The sequence below is a fragment of the Streptacidiphilus sp. PAMC 29251 genome (genome assembly GCF_054208735.2).
This window is the reverse complement of record NZ_CM135725.2, coordinates 3,118,533-3,136,676: the sequence shown is the minus strand read 5'-3', so window position 1 is coordinate 3,136,676 and position 18,144 is coordinate 3,118,533. Positions and strand designations below refer to the sequence as shown.

The 18,144-nt window shown below is 67.6% G+C and carries 19 protein-coding genes and 1 pseudogene; 6 read left to right on the top strand and 14 right to left on the bottom strand.

The genetic code is table 11. The features are described 5' to 3' along the window. The first annotated feature begins 401 nt into the window (after positions 1-401). The 4 genes from ACXKR8_RS14655 (at position 402) to ACXKR8_RS14640 (ending at position 2,032) form a co-directional block, all read left to right on the top strand. On the top strand, positions 402-854 hold the full coding sequence (locus ACXKR8_RS14655; RefSeq protein ID WP_462100506.1) for a hypothetical protein: 453 nt from the start codon (positions 402-404) through the stop codon (positions 852-854). Further along, on the top strand, positions 851-1,120 hold the full coding sequence (locus tag ACXKR8_RS14650) for a hypothetical protein (RefSeq protein ID WP_462100505.1): 270 nt from the start codon (positions 851-853) through the stop codon (positions 1,118-1,120). Before ACXKR8_RS14655 ends, ACXKR8_RS14650 begins: the two co-directional genes overlap by 4 nt. A gap of 69 nt (positions 1,121-1,189) precedes the next feature. Continuing rightward, complete coding sequence (locus ACXKR8_RS14645) at positions 1,190-1,723, top strand: hypothetical protein (protein ID WP_458273350.1); 534 nt, start codon at positions 1,190-1,192, stop codon at positions 1,721-1,723. A 3-nt stretch (positions 1,724-1,726) separates the two neighbouring features. Continuing rightward, positions 1,727-2,032: a hypothetical protein gene (locus ACXKR8_RS14640; RefSeq protein ID WP_458273349.1), complete on the top strand. Its 306-nt coding sequence runs from the start codon at positions 1,727-1,729 to the stop codon at positions 2,030-2,032. Between the two features lie 484 nt (positions 2,033-2,516). Here the strand turns inward: ACXKR8_RS14640 and ACXKR8_RS14635 are convergent, their stop codons facing one another. The 5 genes from ACXKR8_RS14635 to ACXKR8_RS14615 all read right to left on the bottom strand — a co-directional run bounded on the left by ACXKR8_RS14635 (position 2,517) and on the right by ACXKR8_RS14615 (position 7,986). Further along, positions 2,517-3,725, bottom strand: coding sequence for a hypothetical protein (locus tag ACXKR8_RS14635; protein WP_458273348.1), 1,209 nt, complete (start codon positions 3,723-3,725; stop codon positions 2,517-2,519). Continuing rightward, positions 3,722-4,366 (bottom strand): ParA family protein, encoded by a 645-nt coding sequence (locus tag ACXKR8_RS14630; protein WP_458273347.1) that lies wholly within the window; start codon positions 4,364-4,366, stop codon positions 3,722-3,724. Before ACXKR8_RS14630 ends, ACXKR8_RS14635 begins: the two co-directional genes overlap by 4 nt. Positions 4,367-4,437: 71 nt before the next feature. After that, on the bottom strand, positions 4,438-5,025 hold the full coding sequence (locus tag ACXKR8_RS14625; protein ID WP_458273346.1) for a helix-turn-helix domain-containing protein: 588 nt from the start codon (positions 5,023-5,025) through the stop codon (positions 4,438-4,440). Continuing rightward, positions 5,022-6,413, bottom strand: coding sequence for a helix-turn-helix domain-containing protein (locus tag ACXKR8_RS14620; protein WP_458273345.1), 1,392 nt, complete (start codon positions 6,411-6,413; stop codon positions 5,022-5,024). Before ACXKR8_RS14620 ends, ACXKR8_RS14625 begins: the two co-directional genes overlap by 4 nt. A 1,099-nt stretch (positions 6,414-7,512) precedes the next feature. Next, on the bottom strand, positions 7,513-7,986 hold the full coding sequence (locus tag ACXKR8_RS14615; protein WP_458274985.1) for a L,D-transpeptidase family protein: 474 nt from the start codon (positions 7,984-7,986) through the stop codon (positions 7,513-7,515). A gap of 301 nt (positions 7,987-8,287) precedes the next feature. Here ACXKR8_RS14615 and ACXKR8_RS14610 point away from each other — a divergent pair, with 301 nt between their 5' ends. Then, positions 8,288-8,674: a hypothetical protein gene (locus tag ACXKR8_RS14610; RefSeq protein WP_458273344.1), complete on the top strand. Its 387-nt coding sequence runs from the start codon at positions 8,288-8,290 to the stop codon at positions 8,672-8,674. Between the two features lie 202 nt (positions 8,675-8,876). Continuing rightward, positions 8,877-9,368, top strand: coding sequence for a DUF1877 family protein (locus ACXKR8_RS14605; RefSeq protein ID WP_458273343.1), 492 nt, complete (start codon positions 8,877-8,879; stop codon positions 9,366-9,368). Between the two features lie 587 nt (positions 9,369-9,955). Here the strand turns inward: ACXKR8_RS14605 and ACXKR8_RS14600 are convergent. The 9 genes and pseudogenes from ACXKR8_RS14600 to ACXKR8_RS14560 form a co-directional block, all read right to left on the bottom strand. After that, a pseudogene (locus ACXKR8_RS14600) lies at positions 9,956-10,738 on the bottom strand (transposase); the annotation flags it as partial. 121 nt (positions 10,739-10,859) lie between these two features. After that, a complete protein-coding gene (locus tag ACXKR8_RS14595; RefSeq protein ID WP_458273342.1) occupies positions 10,860-11,531 on the bottom strand; it encodes a hypothetical protein in 672 nt (223 codons plus the stop codon). A gap of 142 nt (positions 11,532-11,673) precedes the next feature. Next, complete coding sequence (locus tag ACXKR8_RS14590; protein WP_462100504.1) at positions 11,674-12,039, bottom strand: hypothetical protein; 366 nt, start codon at positions 12,037-12,039, stop codon at positions 11,674-11,676. Beyond that, positions 12,009-12,275, bottom strand: a complete 267-nt coding sequence (locus ACXKR8_RS14585) for a hypothetical protein (protein ID WP_458273340.1) — start codon at positions 12,273-12,275, stop codon at positions 12,009-12,011. The genes ACXKR8_RS14590 and ACXKR8_RS14585 overlap by 31 nt, the downstream gene beginning before the upstream one ends. Before the next feature lie 182 nt (positions 12,276-12,457). Further along, positions 12,458-13,906, bottom strand: a complete 1,449-nt coding sequence (locus tag ACXKR8_RS14580) for a WD40 repeat domain-containing protein (protein ID WP_458273339.1) — start codon at positions 13,904-13,906, stop codon at positions 12,458-12,460. Next, positions 13,903-15,309 carry a caspase family protein gene (locus ACXKR8_RS14575; protein WP_458273338.1) on the bottom strand — a complete coding sequence of 469 codons (1,407 nt, stop codon included), beginning with the start codon at positions 15,307-15,309 and terminating at the stop codon, positions 13,903-13,905. The genes ACXKR8_RS14580 and ACXKR8_RS14575 overlap by 4 nt, the downstream gene beginning before the upstream one ends. Then, a complete protein-coding gene (locus ACXKR8_RS14570; RefSeq protein WP_458273337.1) occupies positions 15,299-16,159 on the bottom strand; it encodes a lipase family protein in 861 nt (286 codons plus the stop codon). Before ACXKR8_RS14570 ends, ACXKR8_RS14575 begins: the two co-directional genes overlap by 11 nt. A 447-nt stretch (positions 16,160-16,606) precedes the next feature. Beyond that, positions 16,607-17,641 carry an IS3 family transposase gene (locus ACXKR8_RS14565; protein ID WP_458274906.1) on the bottom strand — a complete coding sequence of 345 codons (1,035 nt, stop codon included), beginning with the start codon at positions 17,639-17,641 and terminating at the stop codon, positions 16,607-16,609. Further along, complete coding sequence (locus tag ACXKR8_RS14560) at positions 17,638-18,036, bottom strand: transposase (protein ID WP_458266979.1); 399 nt, start codon at positions 18,034-18,036, stop codon at positions 17,638-17,640. Before ACXKR8_RS14560 ends, ACXKR8_RS14565 begins: the two co-directional genes overlap by 4 nt. Positions 18,037-18,144 lie beyond the last annotated feature (108 nt).

Here is an 18,144-nt window from a genome sequence, read left to right as displayed (position 1 = left end):
GGAGCCGGTCTTCGAGGCAATCCTGCGCGCTCAGCCCCGCGCCGTGCTGCGTTGGATCAACAAATTTCCCACCCGCCGCGCGGTCCTTGAGGCACTGGCTGAGGGCTCCGGGCCCGTCACCCACGAGACCCTCGACCGATGTTCCTCGGTCCAGACCGCGACGAACCTGCGCGTCATCCTCGTCGCCGGAGGGGCGCTGCCCGCTCGCGACGAACAACTCGTCACCCTGGAGAAGTTCCTGACCAAGACCGTTGCCCGCGTCGAAGTCGCCGACGAGCGGAAGGTCGTTCGCAGCTGGGCCACATGGCACCACCTGCGGCGTCTGCGCAGCCTTCCGGACGGACGGCAGGCAAGTCACCCACGGCCAGGCCGCCAGCGTCAAACACGAGATCCGCAACATCGTGCGGCTGCTGGACTGGCTCCACAGCCACGGCAGCGGTCTCGCCGACTGCACCCAGGACCATCTGGACACCTGGCTCGCCGAGGACCCCGCCCAGCGCGCCTATGTCCGCACCTTCCTGCTGTGGACCAGCCGCCGCGGCCACACCGCCCCGCTGGACGTGCCCCTCTACACGGGCGACTTCACCACGCACGTCATCGCCCAGGACCAACGCTGGGCGCTGGTCCGACGCCTCGTCCATGACGACCAGTTGGACACCGTCGACCGGACGGCCGGACTGCTTCTGCTGCTGTTCGCCCAACCACCCAGCCGGATCACCCAACTCACCACCGACCAGGTCACCGACCACGGAGACAAGGTCACCCTCGCCCTTGGCCGGGCCCCGCAGACCTGCCGGCCCCACTGGACGACCTCATCCGACAACTCGTACGTCGGCGCCAAGGCCACGCCGTGACCATCCCGCTCACCAAACCGAAGTGGCTGTTCCCCGGCGGCTACCCCGGCCAGCCCCTCTCTCCACCCCATCTGGGAAAGCGGCTTCGCGCCATCGGCATCCAACCCAGGGTCGCCCGGAACACCGCGCTGATGGACATCGCTTCCGAACTGCCGTCCTTCGTCTTCAGCCGACTGCTCGGCTTCCACCAGAACACCGGCGACAACTGGAACCGCGAACGCCAAGGCTTCGGCGCCGAGTACGCCGCTGAGGTCAGCCGCCGGTGAGCTGCTGGGTGCCGCTGGGCACTGATATCCAGTTTTCGCAGAACATGCGCCCGTGGAACCCTGTCCCTCATGAGCGAGACGACCCCCTACGACGATGACCGAGCCGCATACTCCCGCCAAGGACTGGCCCGTCTCGTGCTCTCCGACCACGCCAGGAACGTGGCTGACAGCGCCGCCGGGCTGGTGGGCACCCGTCACGATCCCGACACCGGGCTCGCCGGTCGTGTCAGCCAAGCCCAGCAACTCATCGAACTGGCCGAACTGACCCTGGCCTCGGCCGTTATCTACGAAGTCGAACGCGGCAGCTCCTGGGCTCAGGTCGCGGCCTACCTGGGAATCAGCGCCGACGAAGCCCGAGAGCGATACACCTCTGCCTTCCAAAAGTGGAACACCGCATTCGAGGAGCCCTACCGACTGGACGAGACGGGTCGCAAGCGCATCCCACAGCTGCCCACTGCGGCATACGACCCCGCCTGGGCATGCACCCAGCTCGACCGCTGGGCCTTCCTCCAGCGCGTCGGAATCAACGACGAACAGGCCGTCAGCGCTGGCCTCGTCATGGCCCGCACCGCAGACGAGCAGAACCCGGCTGGGGAGAACTGAACAATGGCACTCACCGGGCTCGATCCCGAGAGGGCTGCACGACTCTCGGCTCTGGCTGCCGAACTCCGACCCCTGCTGGCGACGGGCACCGAGATGCCAGCCATCCAGGAGATGCGGAGCACGCGTGGAATCGGCGTGATGGACTCCATCATCGTCACTCGCGAACTGCTGGGCGCCGGGCCAGACGCTCTTGGCTTGGCAAAGACGCTGGTCCTGACCAGCCCAGCACGGCATACCGAGCGAGAGCAGCACCAGATGTTGGTCGAAGAACTTGTCGTCGCCCTCGACCAAGTCGACACCCAGACCTAATGGTCGTCCCGAGGCGATCGCAGCCTGTTGCTCCGCAGCATTCCGCAGGTTCCGATGGCCGGGGTTACCAATAAGCCAGGTGCGGACGTCCTTGGCGGTGATCTCGAACCGCTGCACGATCCCCGGGTCCGCGAGCCATTTCTCCCACAGGTCGACGGGCAGGCGGATGGCTACCGGCTGCCCGATGAGGGCCAGCTGGTGCTGCGGGTAGAGCTGGTGGGGTGTTCAGGTCGTCAAGCGGCAGCATCTGCTGATCGTTCATGACGAACCCCTCCGAGGCGGAAGTGTCGAGGGAGAACGCGTCATCGCCGTGCTGAGTGTTCCGGGGGCCATAGGACTTCCACCAGGAGGGAATGCCTGTCGACATTCGGGAGGAACGTGCCGGGGTGGCTGGGTTGGTCACGGATGGGCCCAGTCGCCCCGGCGTGTGCTCTGCGAGGGAGCCGGTCGGTGCAGAGGTAGAGGCCGAGCGGGCTGCGCGGGGTCAGCCCTGGGGGTGGGGTTCGATCAGGGAGTTGGCCGCGTTTCTGAGCCGTTGGATGATTTCGTCTACCAGGGCGTCGAGTCGGGCTTGTTCCTGTGGGTTGGCGGGGGAGCGGACCATCGTGGTGCCGAGGTCGCGCTGGATGGCGGCGACCCGGCGGCGGATGTCCTCCAGTACGAAGAGGGCGTCGGGAGCCGACGACACGGGTGCGAAGCCAGGAGCGGAGACGGCCATGGCCGCGATGGAGGCGTTGCCCGCGGAGACCGGCGTCGGCACCGCCGCCGAACCCGCTACGACGAACGGCGGCACAGGCGCAGTCGCACCACCAGGTACGGGAGTTCCCGTCAAGGTCTCTTGGGGCTGTGGCCCGACGTATTCCTCAGCGGCTCCTTGGGCACTGGTGGGCGGTGCCTCATGCGGAAGGAGGGCTCCCGCACCACCGGCCACCGTGACCTGGTCGTGACTTCCTGCGAAATTGCGCAGGCTGCTGTCGTCACCGGCAGGCTGTGGTGAAGCGCTGCGCGATGTGGAGGGGATGGGTGTCGTGCTTGTGTGGGTACCGCTGCTCAGGGAGAGCGTGGGGGCGGCCAGTAGGTGGCGGGCTGCGTCCTGGAAGGCAGTCTGCTCGGCCTGCTTTCCGGCGGCCCGGAGCCCGGCTTTGACGATCTGGCTGGTGATGGTCGCGGTCAGGCGGATGCCTTCCGCGTGCGTGCGGGCACGCAGTTGCTGGTAGAGGTCGGTGGCGGTGTCCAGGCCGAAGCGGGTGGCGACGGGGAGCAGGGCGCGGGTGTGGGAGGCGGTGGCGGGTTTGCCGAGGGCCTGGTTGAGGCGCTCGGCCAGTGCCCATTCCTCGATGAGCTGGTAGGCGGTGCGCTCGCCGATCTCCCATCGCTCGGCGATGTAGTCCTCGAAGCGGGGGTGGGTGTGGCGGTAGAGCTTGGCGTCGCGGATCGTCTGCAGGGCCTTGCCCGCGAGCCACGCGGCGGTGGTCATGTTCTCCACGGCCCGCTCGCACAGGCCCAGTTCGTGCTGCTCGACCTGGCTGAGTGGTCCGCTCGCTCCGGTCAGGGCCGGGGCCGGGACCATCTCGGAGGTGATCACCAGGTCGGCAGGCCGGCCGGACGAGGCCCCCGTGCTGGAGACTGCGGCAACTTCCTGTCCGGCGTTGCGGTTGCGCAGGGCTGCGCTGCGGTCGGGGGTGGGGCTCATCGCTGGTCCCCGATCGTGGGCAGGAGGCCGCGGTCGGTCATCTCGGTGACGAGTTCGTCGTAGGCGGAGCCTTTGGCGGTGACGGGGTGGAGCATCGACTGGGCATACAGCTGGCGGTTGGGGATGGTGGTGGTGAAGATGTTCCACCCATGGTCGGTGAGGTAGGCCCGGTAGTCGTTGGTGGCCTTGGCTCCGGTGACGGTGCGGTTGAGCAGGACCCAGGTGGGCGGCGGGTTGCCGTCGGGGCGCAGGACGGCGATGTCCTCGATGAGGTCGCGCATGGGCAGGCGGTCGATGCGGTCGATGTCGGCCGTGGTGGGGGCGGTGTTCAGGATCGCTACGTCGGTCACGCGCAGGACCGATTGCACGATGGTGCGGTGGTCCTCGGCGTGGCCGCAGTCCACGACACCGATCTGACCGGGGGCCATCGTGGGGGGCACATTCTTGTAGAACATCGGGGAGGCCTGCTGCTGGACGGGGAAGGGAAAGCCGCCGGCGCAGGCGTCCCACTCGGTGAGCTGGTGGCTGTAGTCCGCCTCGAATGCGGTGACGGCATGGCCGCGCTGGTGCAGGGCGTGGGCGTGCCAGCCGACCGAGGTGGTCTTGCCGCCCGTCCGGGGACTGATGTGAGCGATGATCATGGTTTTGATTCCTTGGATTGAAGAGCAGTCATGGGGTGAGGGTGTGGAGTGCTTCGGGGAATGGGCGGATCTCAGGGCGGCCCAATGGCCTGGTCGGGGGTCGACCGGCCCCGGGGACGCATCGCGGTCCCGGCGCGGCGCAGGAGCCGGTAGAGGGTGCTGGTCGAGCAGCCCGCTTCGGCGGCGAGGGCTGGCACGTGGGCCCCGGATTCGTAGCGGCAGCGCAGTTGGTCCAGCTGTTCCTGCTGCAGGGCTTCGCGGTCGTGCCGTTGCAGGGCGCGGGTGTGGGAGCTGGAGCGCATCACGGTCCCGGCTTCGCGCAGCATCCGGCGCACGGTGCGCACCGAGAGGCTGTGTTGGTCGGCCAGGGCCGTGACGCTGGCCCCGGCCTGGTAGCCGTCCCGCAACTGTTGTGCCTGGGCAGTGCGACCGGCGCCGTGCCGCAGGGCGCGGGCCTGCTGCTGGGTGCGCATCGGGGTGTCGACCATGCGCAGCCGGCTCAGCACCGTGGCCGGGGCCAGTCCCTCCGCGGTGGCGAGTTCGCGCACGGTGGCCCCGTGGCGGTAGCGGGCGCTGAGGTCCAGGGCCTGGCGCTGGCGGGCCGCAGTCCACCGCGGTCCCCGCGTGGCCGCCGATGTGGGTGTAGGTGTGGTGGTCATGCTGCTGACTCCCATTCGTGCAGGGCGTGGGTGTGGGCGGCGGCGAGCTCGGCGTAGGTGAGCTCGTCGCTGGGGCTGAGGAGGATCAGGCGTCCGTCGCTGGCGATCTGCCAGCCGGGCACGGGAGAGCCAGTGACCGGATCCAGGACGGTGCTGCCGGGGGCCTGCCAGTGCGCGGGGACCTCGTCGGCGCGCAGAGCGGGGACCAGCACGGTCCGTCCCTGGTGCACCTGGGTCTGGGCGGGGCGGCGGCGTTGTGCCCAGGCCTGGAGCGCGTCGCGGTAGGCGGCCCGCTCGGTGGCGTGCAGGGCCTTGCGGGCAGCCGCGATCCCGGCCGTGCCGTAGGCCAGGGCCAAGGCTGCCCAGCCCCGTTGCCGGACGGGTCCTTCGGGTGGTGCGGTAACAGCTTCCGGAAGGCTGTTACCGATGCCCTCCAGGGCGTGGGGCGTCAACGCCCATCCCTCGCCGTCCACTTGGACCAGCCCATGGCTGCGCAGGCGGTCCAGGGTGCGGTAGGCGGTGGCCCGGGACACCGAGGCAGAGGCCACCAGTTGGCGCGGGGTCTGGGCGGGGTGGGCGTGCAGGGCGCCGATGACCATCAGAGCGGAACTGCCCAGGGCCCCGTGGGCGAAGGCGTCGTGCCCCATCAACTGGCCGATGACCCGGGAATCGACGTCAGCGCGACTTTCCGTCTCAGGGTTGGACCACTCCCCAAGGTCCCCGTCGGGGGGGAACTGAATGGGTTGATCACGAGACAGCGCAGGGTCCGGGAACCCGTCTGCCAGGTACCAGGTCGAGCCCTCAGTGCCGTGGCCCACCCGCAACCGGCGCAGCCAACCACCGGGCTTCAAGACGAACTGGTAGGCCTGCCGCAGGGTCTGCCGGGAGATCCCCGCAGCCTCGGCTGCCTGCCGCTCGCTGGCGGCGTGCATCCGGCCGCCGGCGGCCTGGGCGAAGGAGACGTGAGCCTGCAGCACCCGCAGTGCGGTCCGGCCGCGCTCACCACGCCACGGGGTCGTCTCGATCCGCTCCCGCAGCACAGCAAGGCTCTCAAAGACCCCGGGACGGGAGTCGATGGCCGCGGTGGTGTCGACCAGGTTCAGGGCGCTGGCCCAGACCCGTTCGATATAGCCCTGGGCACGCGCCAGCCCTGAGCGCGTCGCGATCGTCTGGGCGTGGCGGCCGCCCTCGTGGTCCGGATGCAGCAGCATCCGGGCCAACGCCTCCACCGTGCCGCCGGTGCGGGCGACGTGGCAGGCGATGGCCGCCGTGACCCGGTGACCGTGCTCAGCCGCTCCTTGGCTCTGCTCCCGGGTGGCGAGGGCGCCGGTGGAGCTGAGGCGGGTGTAGCTGCCGCTCGCGTAGCGGCCGGTGAGGTCGCCCAGCAAGATCAGGTCGGCGGCAGATCGAGGAATCTGATGCAGACCGAGGGCAGATTGGTGACTGGCTCTGACTGGCTCTGACCGGCTCGACCAGGGCACAGCACAGTGCCCGGGGGAGTGCAGAAAGGGGTCTGGATATGGCATTCTGGGGCTGTCTCGCAAAGACGAGGACACCACCACCGAGGCCCGCAAAAAGCACGGGTGGCGTCCGGAACCGACCTCCAATCGGTGCCAGCGAAGCCTCCAGGACGGCAATCCTGGGGGCTCTCGTATTTCTGGGCACTGATCAGGGGCAGGCTCGCCCTCGCATGCAACGCCCGAGCACGCGGACCTCGCAGGCCGCCTGTTCGACCCGGAGTCGAATCGCTCGGCGTGCCGCAATGTCGCTTTTGCTCGGGATCGACCGGAGGAAGTCACGGGTCGAATCGGGGTCGAATCAGAGTGACTGGCTCTGACCGGCTCTGACTGCCTCTGACTGGCTCCGCGACCCGTCCTAGCAGGTCACAGTCGCTCCGCTCCCATAAAGGTGCAGGTCATTGGGATGGTGCAGATGAACCCGGCGTACAGGCTGGCTCGTCCGCCGTCTGGCCGCTGGCCTGGGTGAAGTCCCAGGTCAGCGGCCAGTCTCTTCGCGTTGCGTCCGCTGCCGACCTGCGGTTTTCCCGGGTCTGCCAAAGAAATTTGGCAGACTTTTTGGCAGGAGTCGACATTTGGCCCCTGTAGAAGGCAATTTTTCGAGGGGAGTACTTGGCTATGCGGGCCGCTTGTTGGGCCCGGGTTCCCGGGCGGAGGAAGGGCCGAAAGTTGGCTGCGCGCCAGGACTTGAGTGTGTCCGGATGCCGATGCGGCGAGGCACAACTGCCTTGGCGAGGGTTTCGACCCGCCCGGGTGGTTCACCGGGGGAGAAGTCGCAGCGCCCCGCCTATCTGGCGGTGCGCTGCGGGGTGGAGGCAGCGGGTTCCGCAGGTGTCGCGGGTGATGATGTCCTGGTTGTTGTCGATGCTACCTGTCGGGCCGTCCTACCTAGTGGGTGACCAATGGGGTGCGCCCTGGGGTGGTGCTGTATGAAGGGTCACCCCAGGGCGGCGCGAGCGTTGAATGGGCGTCAGCCGATGGCGATGACGGGGTTCTGGCTGGGGTTGATCCACTGCATGATGCGGGTCATGGTGACGGCGGGGACGGCGACGCAGCCGGCGGTGGGGCCGGCTTGGGGGCCGAGGTCGTGGAGGAAGATTCCTGCGCCTCGGGTGTGGACGGCGGGGTTCATGTTGAAGTTGATGACCAGGGCGTTGTGGTACTGGGTGGGGTAGTTGATCAGGTGTTCGCTGCCGTCGTTGCCGGCTTCGGTGAGGTGGAATCCGCCCTGGGTGTCGGTGCGCATCTGGTTGTAGTAGGCACTGGTGGGGTCTTCGACCCACCAGTCGTGGGTGGTGACCTGGTGGTAGGGCATCTTGGTGCCGGGGTTGGCGCCGACGCCGAAGCCCTGGGTGATGGTGTAGGTGCCGGTGGGCGTGGTGGAGGTGCCCTGGGTGCGGGTGGTGCCGTTGGTGATGCCGTTGGTGCCGACCCTGGCATAGATGGTGGTGTAGACGCAGGTCCAGGTGGTCCCGGTCTTCTGCCACAGCTGGACGGTGGCGTCGCTGCCGTGGGCCTTGACGGTGATGATCTGGGTGGCCTTGCCGACGGTTACGGCGACGGGGAACGGGGTGGCGGAGGGGTTGGTGACGTAGGAGCCGGTGGGGAGCTTGAGCTTCTCACCGGGGTGGATGACGTAGGGGGAGGCGATGTGGTTGGCGGCGGCCAGCGCCTTGTAGCGGCCGGGGACGTGGTCCTTGACGGCTATGCCGGACAGGGTGTCGCCGGAGGCGACGGTGTAGCTGGTGGCGGGGGTGGTGCCTGGCGAGGTGGTGGCGGCCTGTGCGCTGTTGGCGGTGGCGACGGTCGAGACGGATGTGGAGGGCTATGTCAAAGCGCTCCAGACCTATCTGGCGTCGATAGGCGACAATCGAACGGTTCAAGCAGGATTCGAGATCCCTCCGCTAGTTTCTCCTGCTATCTACAAACCAGAAACTTTCATCCACGTCCGGTCGTCCCAGACGTATCCGGGAAAAGGCGTCATAACGTACGACCAGTTCAACTATCCTTTCAATGAAGATCCGAAATCGGAGCCTATCGAGCCTTTGCCAGATACCACGCGCAAACCCGCGGCAAGTTCCAACTTCAGGTGTGGACAGCAGGCCGCTGGGCCGCTGGTGGGCTTGCCCTAACGGGAGCGGCAGTGGTTACAGTCGGGGTTGTGGCACAGGACATCGGAACCGATGGTCTCGCTACTCCTGACAACCCGCCTCTTCTTGGCTTCGCTTCGGGCCTCGCCCAATGGGGTCTAAGGTCGTTCGGCTAGACGCGGTATGCTGGGGGCGCCACCGCCTGGTGGCGCCCCCAGTTTATTTTCAGACGAAAGGAAATAGTATGAGCAGCGTTGATATTCATCTCCGGCGCTTCCCAAATTATGGGAGTATTCCTACTGGAGAGAATATATTTTCTAAATTCCCTTCCAGGGTCGATGACGAGGTAAAGTTTCTGGAGGAGATTAATCAAGGAACTCTGCTGTACATTGGAGATACATGGGACTTGACTCATGTTGTTCTGGCCGGGGAAAATGCGGAACCAGAAAGTGCTGGATTCCTCCCGATTCTCGGAGGTCAGCTCTGGGCGCAGAAAAGGACCGAGGTTGCGGTGGTTCTTCCGAGTGAATCCGTAATTGCTGCACACGAATACCTGCGCTCGCTCGATATCGGTACGCTGATTGAGTCCAGGCGCCATGACGTGGAGAACATTCGAGGGCTTCCACTGGACTCCGGCTCGGTAGATGAAATCCACGAGCTCACTGAACTACTGACTCGTTTTTATGCGGGAGCTGCCGGGGCGTGCGACTGCGTGGTAAAGGCCATATATTCCTGAGGCTGGGGCAAAATTTCTTGCTGCTGAACTCTAGTGCGGGATTCGGAGGGTTTTGCGCCGCGAGGCGTTCGTGGGCCTGTGGCACAAATTCGGCGGGGACAAGCCGTTCGAGACCCAGCGGGCGATCCTGCGCCTGGCCTTCGCCCCCCCGATGATCCCAGCTCCGTACCGGGCCGCTGAGACCCGCTATGCGCTGCTTTCCGACGACAGATCGATGGCCTACCGCAGGACCGGTCACAGCGGTGCGCCTGCGGAAAACTAATCCGCTTTTCAGGCGGCGTGCTGGTACTCGTGGATTACTCTGCTGAGGCGGTCATGTCGGCGTATTTCCAGCCGGCTGATTCGGTCTGGATCGATGATTGGCTGGGGTACTGCGCGGAGCGGGCTTGCCTGGTCGAGGGCCTGGTGGGGCCGATGTTCGTTGTGAGGGCTTCGAACTCTTGCAGGGCATGACGCCAGGGGGCTGCCGAAAATTATCTACTCGGTCTGTTCGGCGGTTGAGGGGTAGGAGTGGCCTGCGATTGTTGCGAGTTGCTGCGCCGAGGTCACGGTGAGTCCGTTGACGGGAACCGTGTAGCCGAGTCCAGCTCCTGGCCCCAGGTGTCGGGCTGGCCGAAGACGAACTCAGCCCCGTGCCTGAGCGGGCGCCCACCGGTGGGGACGTAGACGCGCGGCGGGGTTGCCCGGCGCATCACCCGATCCGATCGCATCCGGCCCAGGACCTCCAGCGGCAGGTCGGCCAGCAGATGCGCCATCCGCGGGGCCTCATAGCCGGCGTCCATGACCACCAGGACCTTCGGGTCGCTCTGCCGCCACTGACCGGCAGCGACAAGTTCCTCCACGACCCGACGGAGCTGGGCGACCGTGACGCTGCAGACATCGGCGCCGGGCTCCAAGCGGACCGCGTCCAGGGGCGCGGTCCACGATGTCCGGCCGCTCTCCAGGGCCACGACGATCGAGTAGGGCCAGCCCGGGTTCATCCGGTGCTCGTCCTTGCCCCGTCCGTAGGTGTGGCAGAACGAGCGGTCCGGCGCGGTGCCGGCGTCCGGCCGCAGCCAGGGGCTGAGGTCCACCGCCAGGACCAGGCGGCCGTCAGCGGCCCGCGGCAACGGCAACCCGGCCAGCAGCTGACGCAGCCGGTCCTCGCCGACTTGGCCTTTGTTGAGCGCGGCGTAGAGGGAGCCGTGCCCGCGTCGGTGCTCTGGTGCCAGCGACAGGTCCACCAGGGTCTTGACCGGTCCGTCCGTGCACAGCAGCGCGTCCGCCAGCTCGAACAGCGCATCACCCCGGCTGGTGAGGCAGCCGTAGAGCTCGCCCCTAAACCGCGACAGTTTCGCGAACGCCCGCTGGCGGGCTTCCTGGTGGAGCAAACTCGGCAATGTGGCCTCCGCGTCGAACCCTGTCCCTCGTAGCTGAGTTCAGGATCATGCGAAGGCCGCCCCGACGTCCGGCGAACCCCCGTGTGGGTGACAGCCGCCTTTCTTGATGTGCTCAGGCACTGCCGTCCTCAACTCCACCGCGCAGTCCCCAGTCGTCCAGGCCCGAGTAGATCAGTGCGGTGCGTGCCCTGGGAAAGGAGAGGGATTCAGCCTCACCGGTGTACATCGCCACCAACGATTCGCTTCCCCGCCACCACGTGTCGGCCAGGCCCCGCACCTCTACTACCGGCTCGTAATCGTCCAGGTCGATGCCGTCGACATCATCGCCCGTGACCTTGGTGATCTGCTTTGCCCACATGGATGCGTGGCGGGTCAGCGCGAGCGACTCCACCCATCCTTCGACGGTCGCGTGGAGCGGCGTCCAACGGTCCGCATGGATGCCGAATTCATCATTCGGTCCGATCATGAACGAGTAGGGGACGGCGGTCCGCTGCGATCCGGCTTCGAACCACCACCCTTCGGAGGCAGAGCCCTCGGGCGAGTCCGGATCGAAGAACTTGGGGCCGCCGTCGTACTGCGATGCGGGCGGCAGAAGCAGACCACCCCAACGTTCTTGATACGTCGCCATCCGGTCGATCGTCGCTGCTGGGATAGCTCGCTCAAGCCACCACTGCCTGTGCACCTCGACGGATCGGACGTCTACTTTCACGCCGTGCGAGCTCACGAACGACCGGGCCCGTCGTGTCAGGCCATCGGGCACATTGTTGAAAAGGTTAAGGTCCACCAGGCTGACGTTACCGAGCCGCGATGCAGAGTTCGGGCCCAGGGCATGCCAACCAGGAGTAGCGATGCGCAGTGGCGTGACCACAACACTCCCAGCCCACACCGCAATACCGGCCCGGGGCTCCGGAACACCGTCTCGATGATCATCCGGACATTAAATGGCAAGCTGAAACCGGCGCTGTGCAACCCCGACCAACCTTGCCGACTGCCGTCACCGCAGAAACGCACCTGGCTCGGATGATGAAGTGGCCGACGTCAGGCGGGAAGAATCCCGGCGCGGGGTTGTTCTTGTGGTGGGCGGCGGCGATCAGGTACCGCCGCGGCTCCCTGGCCTGCCCGCCATCAGCGGTCATCGAGCGCTGCCTTGATCGCGGTACCGGTGAGCTTGTCGGGTAGGAGGTGGCGTCGTGGGCGTGGGCGCCGTTGTCGACCGTCGCGCAGGCCGTCTGCGCGCCGAACAGCGGCCGCAGGTCCTTGATCAGCGCCACCACGTCCCCCAGGTCGGCCACGTTCGTCCACACCAGGTCGCTGCCGCCCGGTCGGCAGCCCCCGCCGGAAGTAGGCGGTCGAAGACCATCGGGATCCCCAGCGGCGAGCCCAGCGAGTGGCCCACCACCACCCGGGTCTGCAGACCGATCAGCGCCTTGACGCGCTCGCGCGCCTTGATCCGCAGCACTGGCTCCTCCAGGTAGCGGCGCACCTGCTTCAGGTCGAACACCCAGGTCAGCACCCTGGAAGGGGACATTCCAAATACGGCCCTACACCACCATGTAGGTTCCCGGTTCCAGTGTCCCAATTCCCAGTGGCGGTGGCTTCTTCTAGCCCAAGGGACAGGGCGATGAGACAAACTTGCCTGACCGTGATGGAATCGTCTCAAACTACGATGATCAAACTTCCGTTCTAGAAATGGCCTTCGGGCTCCTTGGTTCAGTTGCTGACTGTCTGCCGCCGGCCGAAAATGGCGATACCAAGGCCGAACGCGCACACCAAGATTTCTGACGCGGATGCAGCCACTGCTTCGACAGGTGCGGGCAGGAGCAGAGCGTCCACGAGCCTGCCACTGACCAGGTTCCAGATCCGGAGCTCGTGGTCGTAGGAGCCGGTGACGGCCACTGGCCTCCCGTCGAGGGTCGTGCAGGCCACTGCGTTGATGGGCCCGGTGTGGCCGGTCAGGGGTTGGCCGTGGGGTTGGCCGGTGGCCAGGTCCCAGACCCGGACCGTGTCGTCTTCGGAGCCGGTGACGGCCACTGGCCTCCCATCGAGGGCCGTGCAGGCCACCGCGGTGACGCTGAAGTCGTGGCCGGTGAGGGTATTGCGCATGGCGGGGGACACGGTACCCCCGGTGGCGTGCCGGGGCAGCCAGCTGCCGGGTGCGGCCTTGTTGTTGAGTGCTCCGGTCAAGGTGAGGCTGTTGTACTGGGCGGCGGCCAGGGCGAGGACCTGACGGCGTCGCTGAACTGTGCTGTTGCGGTGGTGGGCGATATCGCTGCGGTAGACAGCCGCGGCCAGGCGTGCGGGTTCGCCGTCGGCGTGGTGCAGGTGGGGGGTGAGTTGGTCGGGGTCGGCGTGGACGAGGTATTCGGGGTCGGTGAGGATGTCGTCCAGGGTGCCGCCGGCTACGGCGTGGGTGGCGAGGTGGCGCAGGGTGTAGGGGTGGGCACGGGACCAGTCGGGTTCGCCGTCGGGGCCGGTGGGCACGCGGTCGGTCAGGACGCGGGCGATGGCGCGGTGTACATGGGCGGGGTCGGTGTCGCGTTGCAGGTGTTCGGCCAGGGTCTGGTGATAGAGGCGGTACAGGGAGCGGTCGTCCTCGACGGCTTCGATGATGTAGGAGCCGGCGGCCTCGCGCAGCCAGCGGATGTCGCGGTCGGTGTAGGGGCGGCCGCTGACGGCTGTGGCGATCGGCGCCCACAGATCCTCCCAGGGCAGGCCCTGGCCCTGGGCGTAGGCGAGCGGGCGGAGCAGGTCGGCGGCGCGATCCGCGTCGGGTCCCAGGCGGCTGGTGAGGTCCTCGGCCATGGCCTGGTCGGCGTGGCGGGGCAGGGCCGCGACCCACTGGGGGTCGTGTGGGTCGGGGATCAGGCTGGCGGCGGCGAGGGTGCCGGCTACCAGTCGGGCAACCAGGAAGGAGCCGTCGGCGGCCTGGGCGACAGCGCCGGCCACTGCCCGGGTGGTACTGGGCGGGGCGTGGCGGTAGGGGGAGTCGAGACGGGACTGCAGGAGATTGCGGAGCGTGTAGGCCACAACGGCCTGCGGATCGGCATAGCGCTCGGCATCCAGGTTGATCTGCTGCTCCCGGCGCAGGCCCAGGGCGGGGAGCAGATGGGGACGGGTACCCAGGAGCAGGCGGATCCGCCCCTGCGCATGGTGGATCAACGGCGCCAGGACAGCGGAGCACAAGGTGTCGGGGTGGCGGCCTCGTCGAGCCCGTCGATCACGACGGTTAGCGGCTCTTCACGACCGGTCAGGGCGGACAAGAGCTCGCCGGGCGTAGCAGCCGTGGTGCGGGCGGCGGCGGCCAGGGCGTCGAGAACCTGCCCGTTACTCAAGGTCTGGGCATAGACGGCAATATCGACTGCTCGGGCAGCGCGAACGGTTTCGGCCCCCAGGCCCAGGCTGCGCCAAGGCACGGTGTGGCGCACCTCCGGGTGGGCCAGCGCGGCGATGATGCCCAGCACCGCGGTCTTGCCTGACCCCGGGCTGCCGGTCACCGCCCGCGCACACTCCTCGACGCTGCTTTGGCCGCCCCCTGCCCACCGGGGAGCGGTGAGCCACGTGGTGATGTCGTCCAGGGCGGTGCCGCGCCCGGCGAACCACCAGGCGGTGACGTCGCCGCTGTAGCCCATGGCGCGTCGCAGCAGGCGCTGGTCCAGTTCGAGGTCGCGCTGGTCGGCCTCGCGCTGCCACCTGACCGCTTGCTGCAGAGCCAGGTCCACATCCGTCAACCCCGCGGAGTGGCGCGGGTTGGGCGCGAACAGCGTCACGCGTCCGGTCAGGCTGGCCAGGCTCAGCTCGGCGAAGTGCGCGGAGTGGCGGGGGTTGGGCAGGAATGGCGGCACGCGCCCGGTCAGGCCCGCCAGGCTCAGGCCCACCCGCTGGTGGGTGCCACCGGCGTTCATGTGGTCGACCACCGCTTCCAGCGATAGCGTCTGCGGCCCGTCTCCGGCAAGTGCCAGGTCCTCGGCCGCCTCGCGTAGTCTGCGGGGGAAGAATCCGGTACTGGCCTGCTGCAGCGGCTGGGCGGAGGACATCACGACCAGCCCTGATCCTGGGGTCGTGCCCCAGCGGCTGCTCATGCGTTGCAGAGCCGTGATGGTGACTTCGTTGCCGCCCTGCCCGGAGTAGCAGGTGTCCAGCATCAGCAGCAGGCGCCGCACCTTGGTGCCGGCCAGCATCTTGCGGGCCAGGATTTCGGTGGGTAGGGCGTCCTCGATGTCGTCGGGTTCGCTGTCGTGGGTGAGCAGGACGTGCCCGCCGCCCGCGTCCTCGTCCAGGACCTCGCCGTGGCCGCCGAGGTAGAACGCGACCAGGTCACTGGTACGACGGTCGGGGGACTTGCAGAACTCGCGCAACTGTCTTGTGAGCTGGTACTCGGTGAGGTCCAGTCCCGGATGGGTGACGTGCTGGTAGCCGAAGCGCCCGCAGAACAGGTTGATGATGTCCTGCCGGGCCTGGACCAGGCCGGGGCGGTCCCAGGCGTTGTGGTTCTTGTGGTGGGCGGTGGCGGTGGCGATCAGGTACCGCCGCGGTTCCCCGGTCTCGCCGCCGTCAGCGGCCATCGAGCGCCGCTCTGATCGCGGTGCCGGTGAGCTTGTCGGTGAGGTAGGAGGTGGCGTCGTGGGCGTGGGCGCCGTTGTCGACCGTCGCGCAGGTCATCTGCGCGCCGAACAGCGGCCGCAGGTCTTTGACCAGTGCCACCACGTCCCCCAGGTCGGACACATTCGTCCACACCAGTTCGCTGCCGCCATTAGCGGGGCTGGCGGGCCATGGGCCGTCAGGGGGAAGCAGGCGGTCGAAGACCATCGGGATCCCCAGCGGCGAGCCCAGCGTCACCAGGGCCCGCACCCCGTGCCCGGGCAGTGAGCACAGTGCCTCGTAGGCCACCACCGAGCCCAGCGAGTGGCCCACCACCACCCGGGTCTGCGGACCGATCAGCGCCTTGACGCGCTCGCGCGCCTCGATCCGCAGCACTGGCTCCTCCAGGTAGCGGCGCACCTGCTTCAGGTCGAACACCAGGGAACGCAGCGCGATGTCGGAGAAGAACCGCGACCCGGCCAGCGCCCGCAGGGCCGCCTGCACCGAGCGCGGGGTCCGCGCCAGGGTGTCCGCCCCCGGCGCCACCACCGCGGGATCCACCCGGGCGGCTTCCTGCCACCAGGCGAAGAGTAGGTCTTGCTCGAAGCCCTCCTGCACATCGGCCGCCGTCAGCAGCGGGTCACCGACCGCCAGGAGCTGGCCCGCGGGGCGGAACAGGTCACCGTAGAAACCCATCGCTACCTCCCCGGGCCCCAGCGCAGGGCCGCCGGCGCGGTGCAGACCGTCGGCCAGGGCAGGCACCCAGTCCTTCAGCAGGCTCTCCTCGCCCAGCGCCTGCTTGCCCACCCCGTGCACCGCCATCACCAGCGCCACCGCAAACCCCCACCCCAGCCGACCAATTGAACCACCACTGTAGACGCGCAGCCCCGAAGCGTTCAGCGGAATCGAAGGCAATGCGCAAACCGGTCATTGGCGCCTTGGTGTTGCCTATCGGTCAGATCGCCCAGCCAACGTTGAAGGGCTCCTGAGGGCGGCTCCGCGGCTCGCGCATCGCCCTGATCGAACCCGGATTCCAGCGCACCCTGTCCGATACCCAGCTCCAGGGGTCACCAGCATCCTCACCGCACCGCCGTGCGCAAGGGCTTGAAATGAGACAACCGGTAGGAAGCCCAGAGCGAATGTTCGGTCGCAGGTCGACGCTCTTGACGAACGGGCAGCACCGGACGCAGGCGATGCGGGACCAAGGCGTTGAGCGGACTGTGGTGCTCCGCTGGCCCGTGATCCTCGGAACGTGTCAAGTCAAATGAGACGTTCGTACGGTTATGCGCTCTGTTGTGCTGATTCGGGTTCTCTGCGTTTGGCGGGGTCGTTGATCCACGCCTGATCGGGGATCTTGGGCGGGCGGGGGCGGCGGGCGAAGCGTTCGGGGTGGCGGGCGTATGCCTCGTTGAGCGTGACGGCGCGCTGGTCCTGGACTTGGCCGGCGGTGCCGAAGTGCACGGACGCAGGCGTGTGCAGCCCGATGCCCGAATGGCGATGCTCATGGTTGTAATAGGCAATGAATGAGTCGAACCACTCGCGTGCGTGGTTCAGGGAGTCGAACCGCGCCGGGTAGTCGGCCATGTACTTCGTGGTTTTGAACTGGCTTTCGCTGTACGGGTTGTCATTCGAGACCTTGGGGCGCGAGTGCGAGCGCGTCACGCCCAGATCGATGAGCAACTGCGAGACTTTCTTGCTGGTCATCGAGGTGCCGCGGTCCGCGTGCAGGTGCTCGGGGGCGATGCCGTTGCGTTCGACGGTCTCGCTGATCAACTCCTCGGCGCGCTCGGCCGATTCGGCCATCTCCACGGTGTAGCCGACGACGTAGCGGCTGAAGATGTCGATGATGACGTAGGCGTGGTACCAGATGCCCTTGTCTGGTCCGGCCAGTTTGGTGATGTCCCAACTGAAGACCTGCGAGGGGGCGGTGGCCACGAGTTCGGGGATGGACTTGGCGGCGTGGGTGGCCTGGCGGCGGCGCTCGCCGGTCTGGCCCTGGGCCTCCAGGATCCGGTACATCGTGCGCACTGAGCAGTAGTAGCGGCCCTCGTCCAGTTCGCGCGCCCAGATCTGGGCAGGTGCCAGTTCGGCATAGGCCGGGCTGTTCATCAGTGCCAGGATCCGCGCGCGCTCCGCCGGAGCCAGAGCTGAGGGCGGCGAGGGGCGCGGAGCGCGCTCGCGCGGCGGGGGCGGGTTGAGCCGACGGTAGTGCGTGGCCCGTGAGCGACCGGTCAGCCGGCAGGCCGCAGTGGTGTTCAACTCCCGCTCCAGCGACTGGAAGAGCTCGTCGGCGACCTGCTCGGCCTCGGCTTTCAGCCCGCACTCTTGGAGAGCAGTTCCAAGAGTGCGGAAGCTTTTCCCAGCAGCTCCAGGGCGGCGTCCTTCTGCGCCAGCTCCCGTTCCACGACGGCCAGCCTCTTGCGCAGCCGCTCGGCCTCGGCTGCTTCGGCGGGCCTCTTGGGGCGTGCGGGCGAGGTCCGCCGGTCGGCGAGCGTGGCCATCGCTCCGGCGTCTCGCGCGGCCCGCCACTCGATGATGTGCGAGTGGTACAACCGCTCGCGGCGCAGGACCGCGCCCTTCTCCCCGCTGGGGGCGGCATCGTACTCAGCGACGATCCGCAGCTTGTATTCCGCCGTGAACGTGCGCCGCTTCGGCCGCGGGGCCGGGTCGGGCTCGGGGGCTGTGCGTGAGGTGGTGGTATTGGAAGCCATGCCGGGAATCTCCTGTCTCGCCCATCCAGACTAACCCGGACGAACCGGACGTCTCAGTCGAGACTGTCAGAGAGGGCCTAGAGGCGGAAGATCAAGCGCGCAGTGACT

What these genes read in the sequence shown, in the direction of transcription:
- ACXKR8_RS14645 (WP_458273350.1), top strand. Translation starts at nt 1,190, where the DNA reads ATGAGCGAGACGACCCCCTACGACGATGACCGAGCCGCATACTCCCGC.
- ACXKR8_RS14640 (WP_458273349.1), top strand. Translation starts at nt 1,727, where the DNA reads ATGGCACTCACCGGGCTCGATCCCGAGAGGGCTGCACGACTCTCGGCT.
- ACXKR8_RS14635 (WP_458273348.1), bottom strand. Translation starts at nt 3,725, where the DNA reads ATGAGCCCCACCCCCGACCGCAGCGCAGCCCTGCGCAACCGCAACGCC.
- ACXKR8_RS14630 (WP_458273347.1), bottom strand. Translation starts at nt 4,366, where the DNA reads ATGATCATCGCTCACATCAGTCCCCGGACGGGCGGCAAGACCACCTCG.
- ACXKR8_RS14625 (WP_458273346.1), bottom strand. Translation starts at nt 5,025, where the DNA reads ATGACCACCACACCTACACCCACATCGGCGGCCACGCGGGGACCGCGG.
- ACXKR8_RS14605 (WP_458273343.1), top strand. Translation starts at nt 8,877, where the DNA reads ATGAGCAGCGTTGATATTCATCTCCGGCGCTTCCCAAATTATGGGAGT.
- ACXKR8_RS14585 (WP_458273340.1), bottom strand. Translation starts at nt 12,275, where the DNA reads ATGTCCCCTTCCAGGGTGCTGACCTGGGTGTTCGACCTGAAGCAGGTG.
- ACXKR8_RS14575 (WP_458273338.1), bottom strand. Translation starts at nt 15,309, where the DNA reads ATGGCCGCTGACGGCGGCGAGACCGGGGAACCGCGGCGGTACCTGATC.
- ACXKR8_RS14560 (WP_458266979.1), bottom strand. Translation starts at nt 18,036, where the DNA reads ATGGCTTCCAATACCACCACCTCACGCACAGCCCCCGAGCCCGACCCG.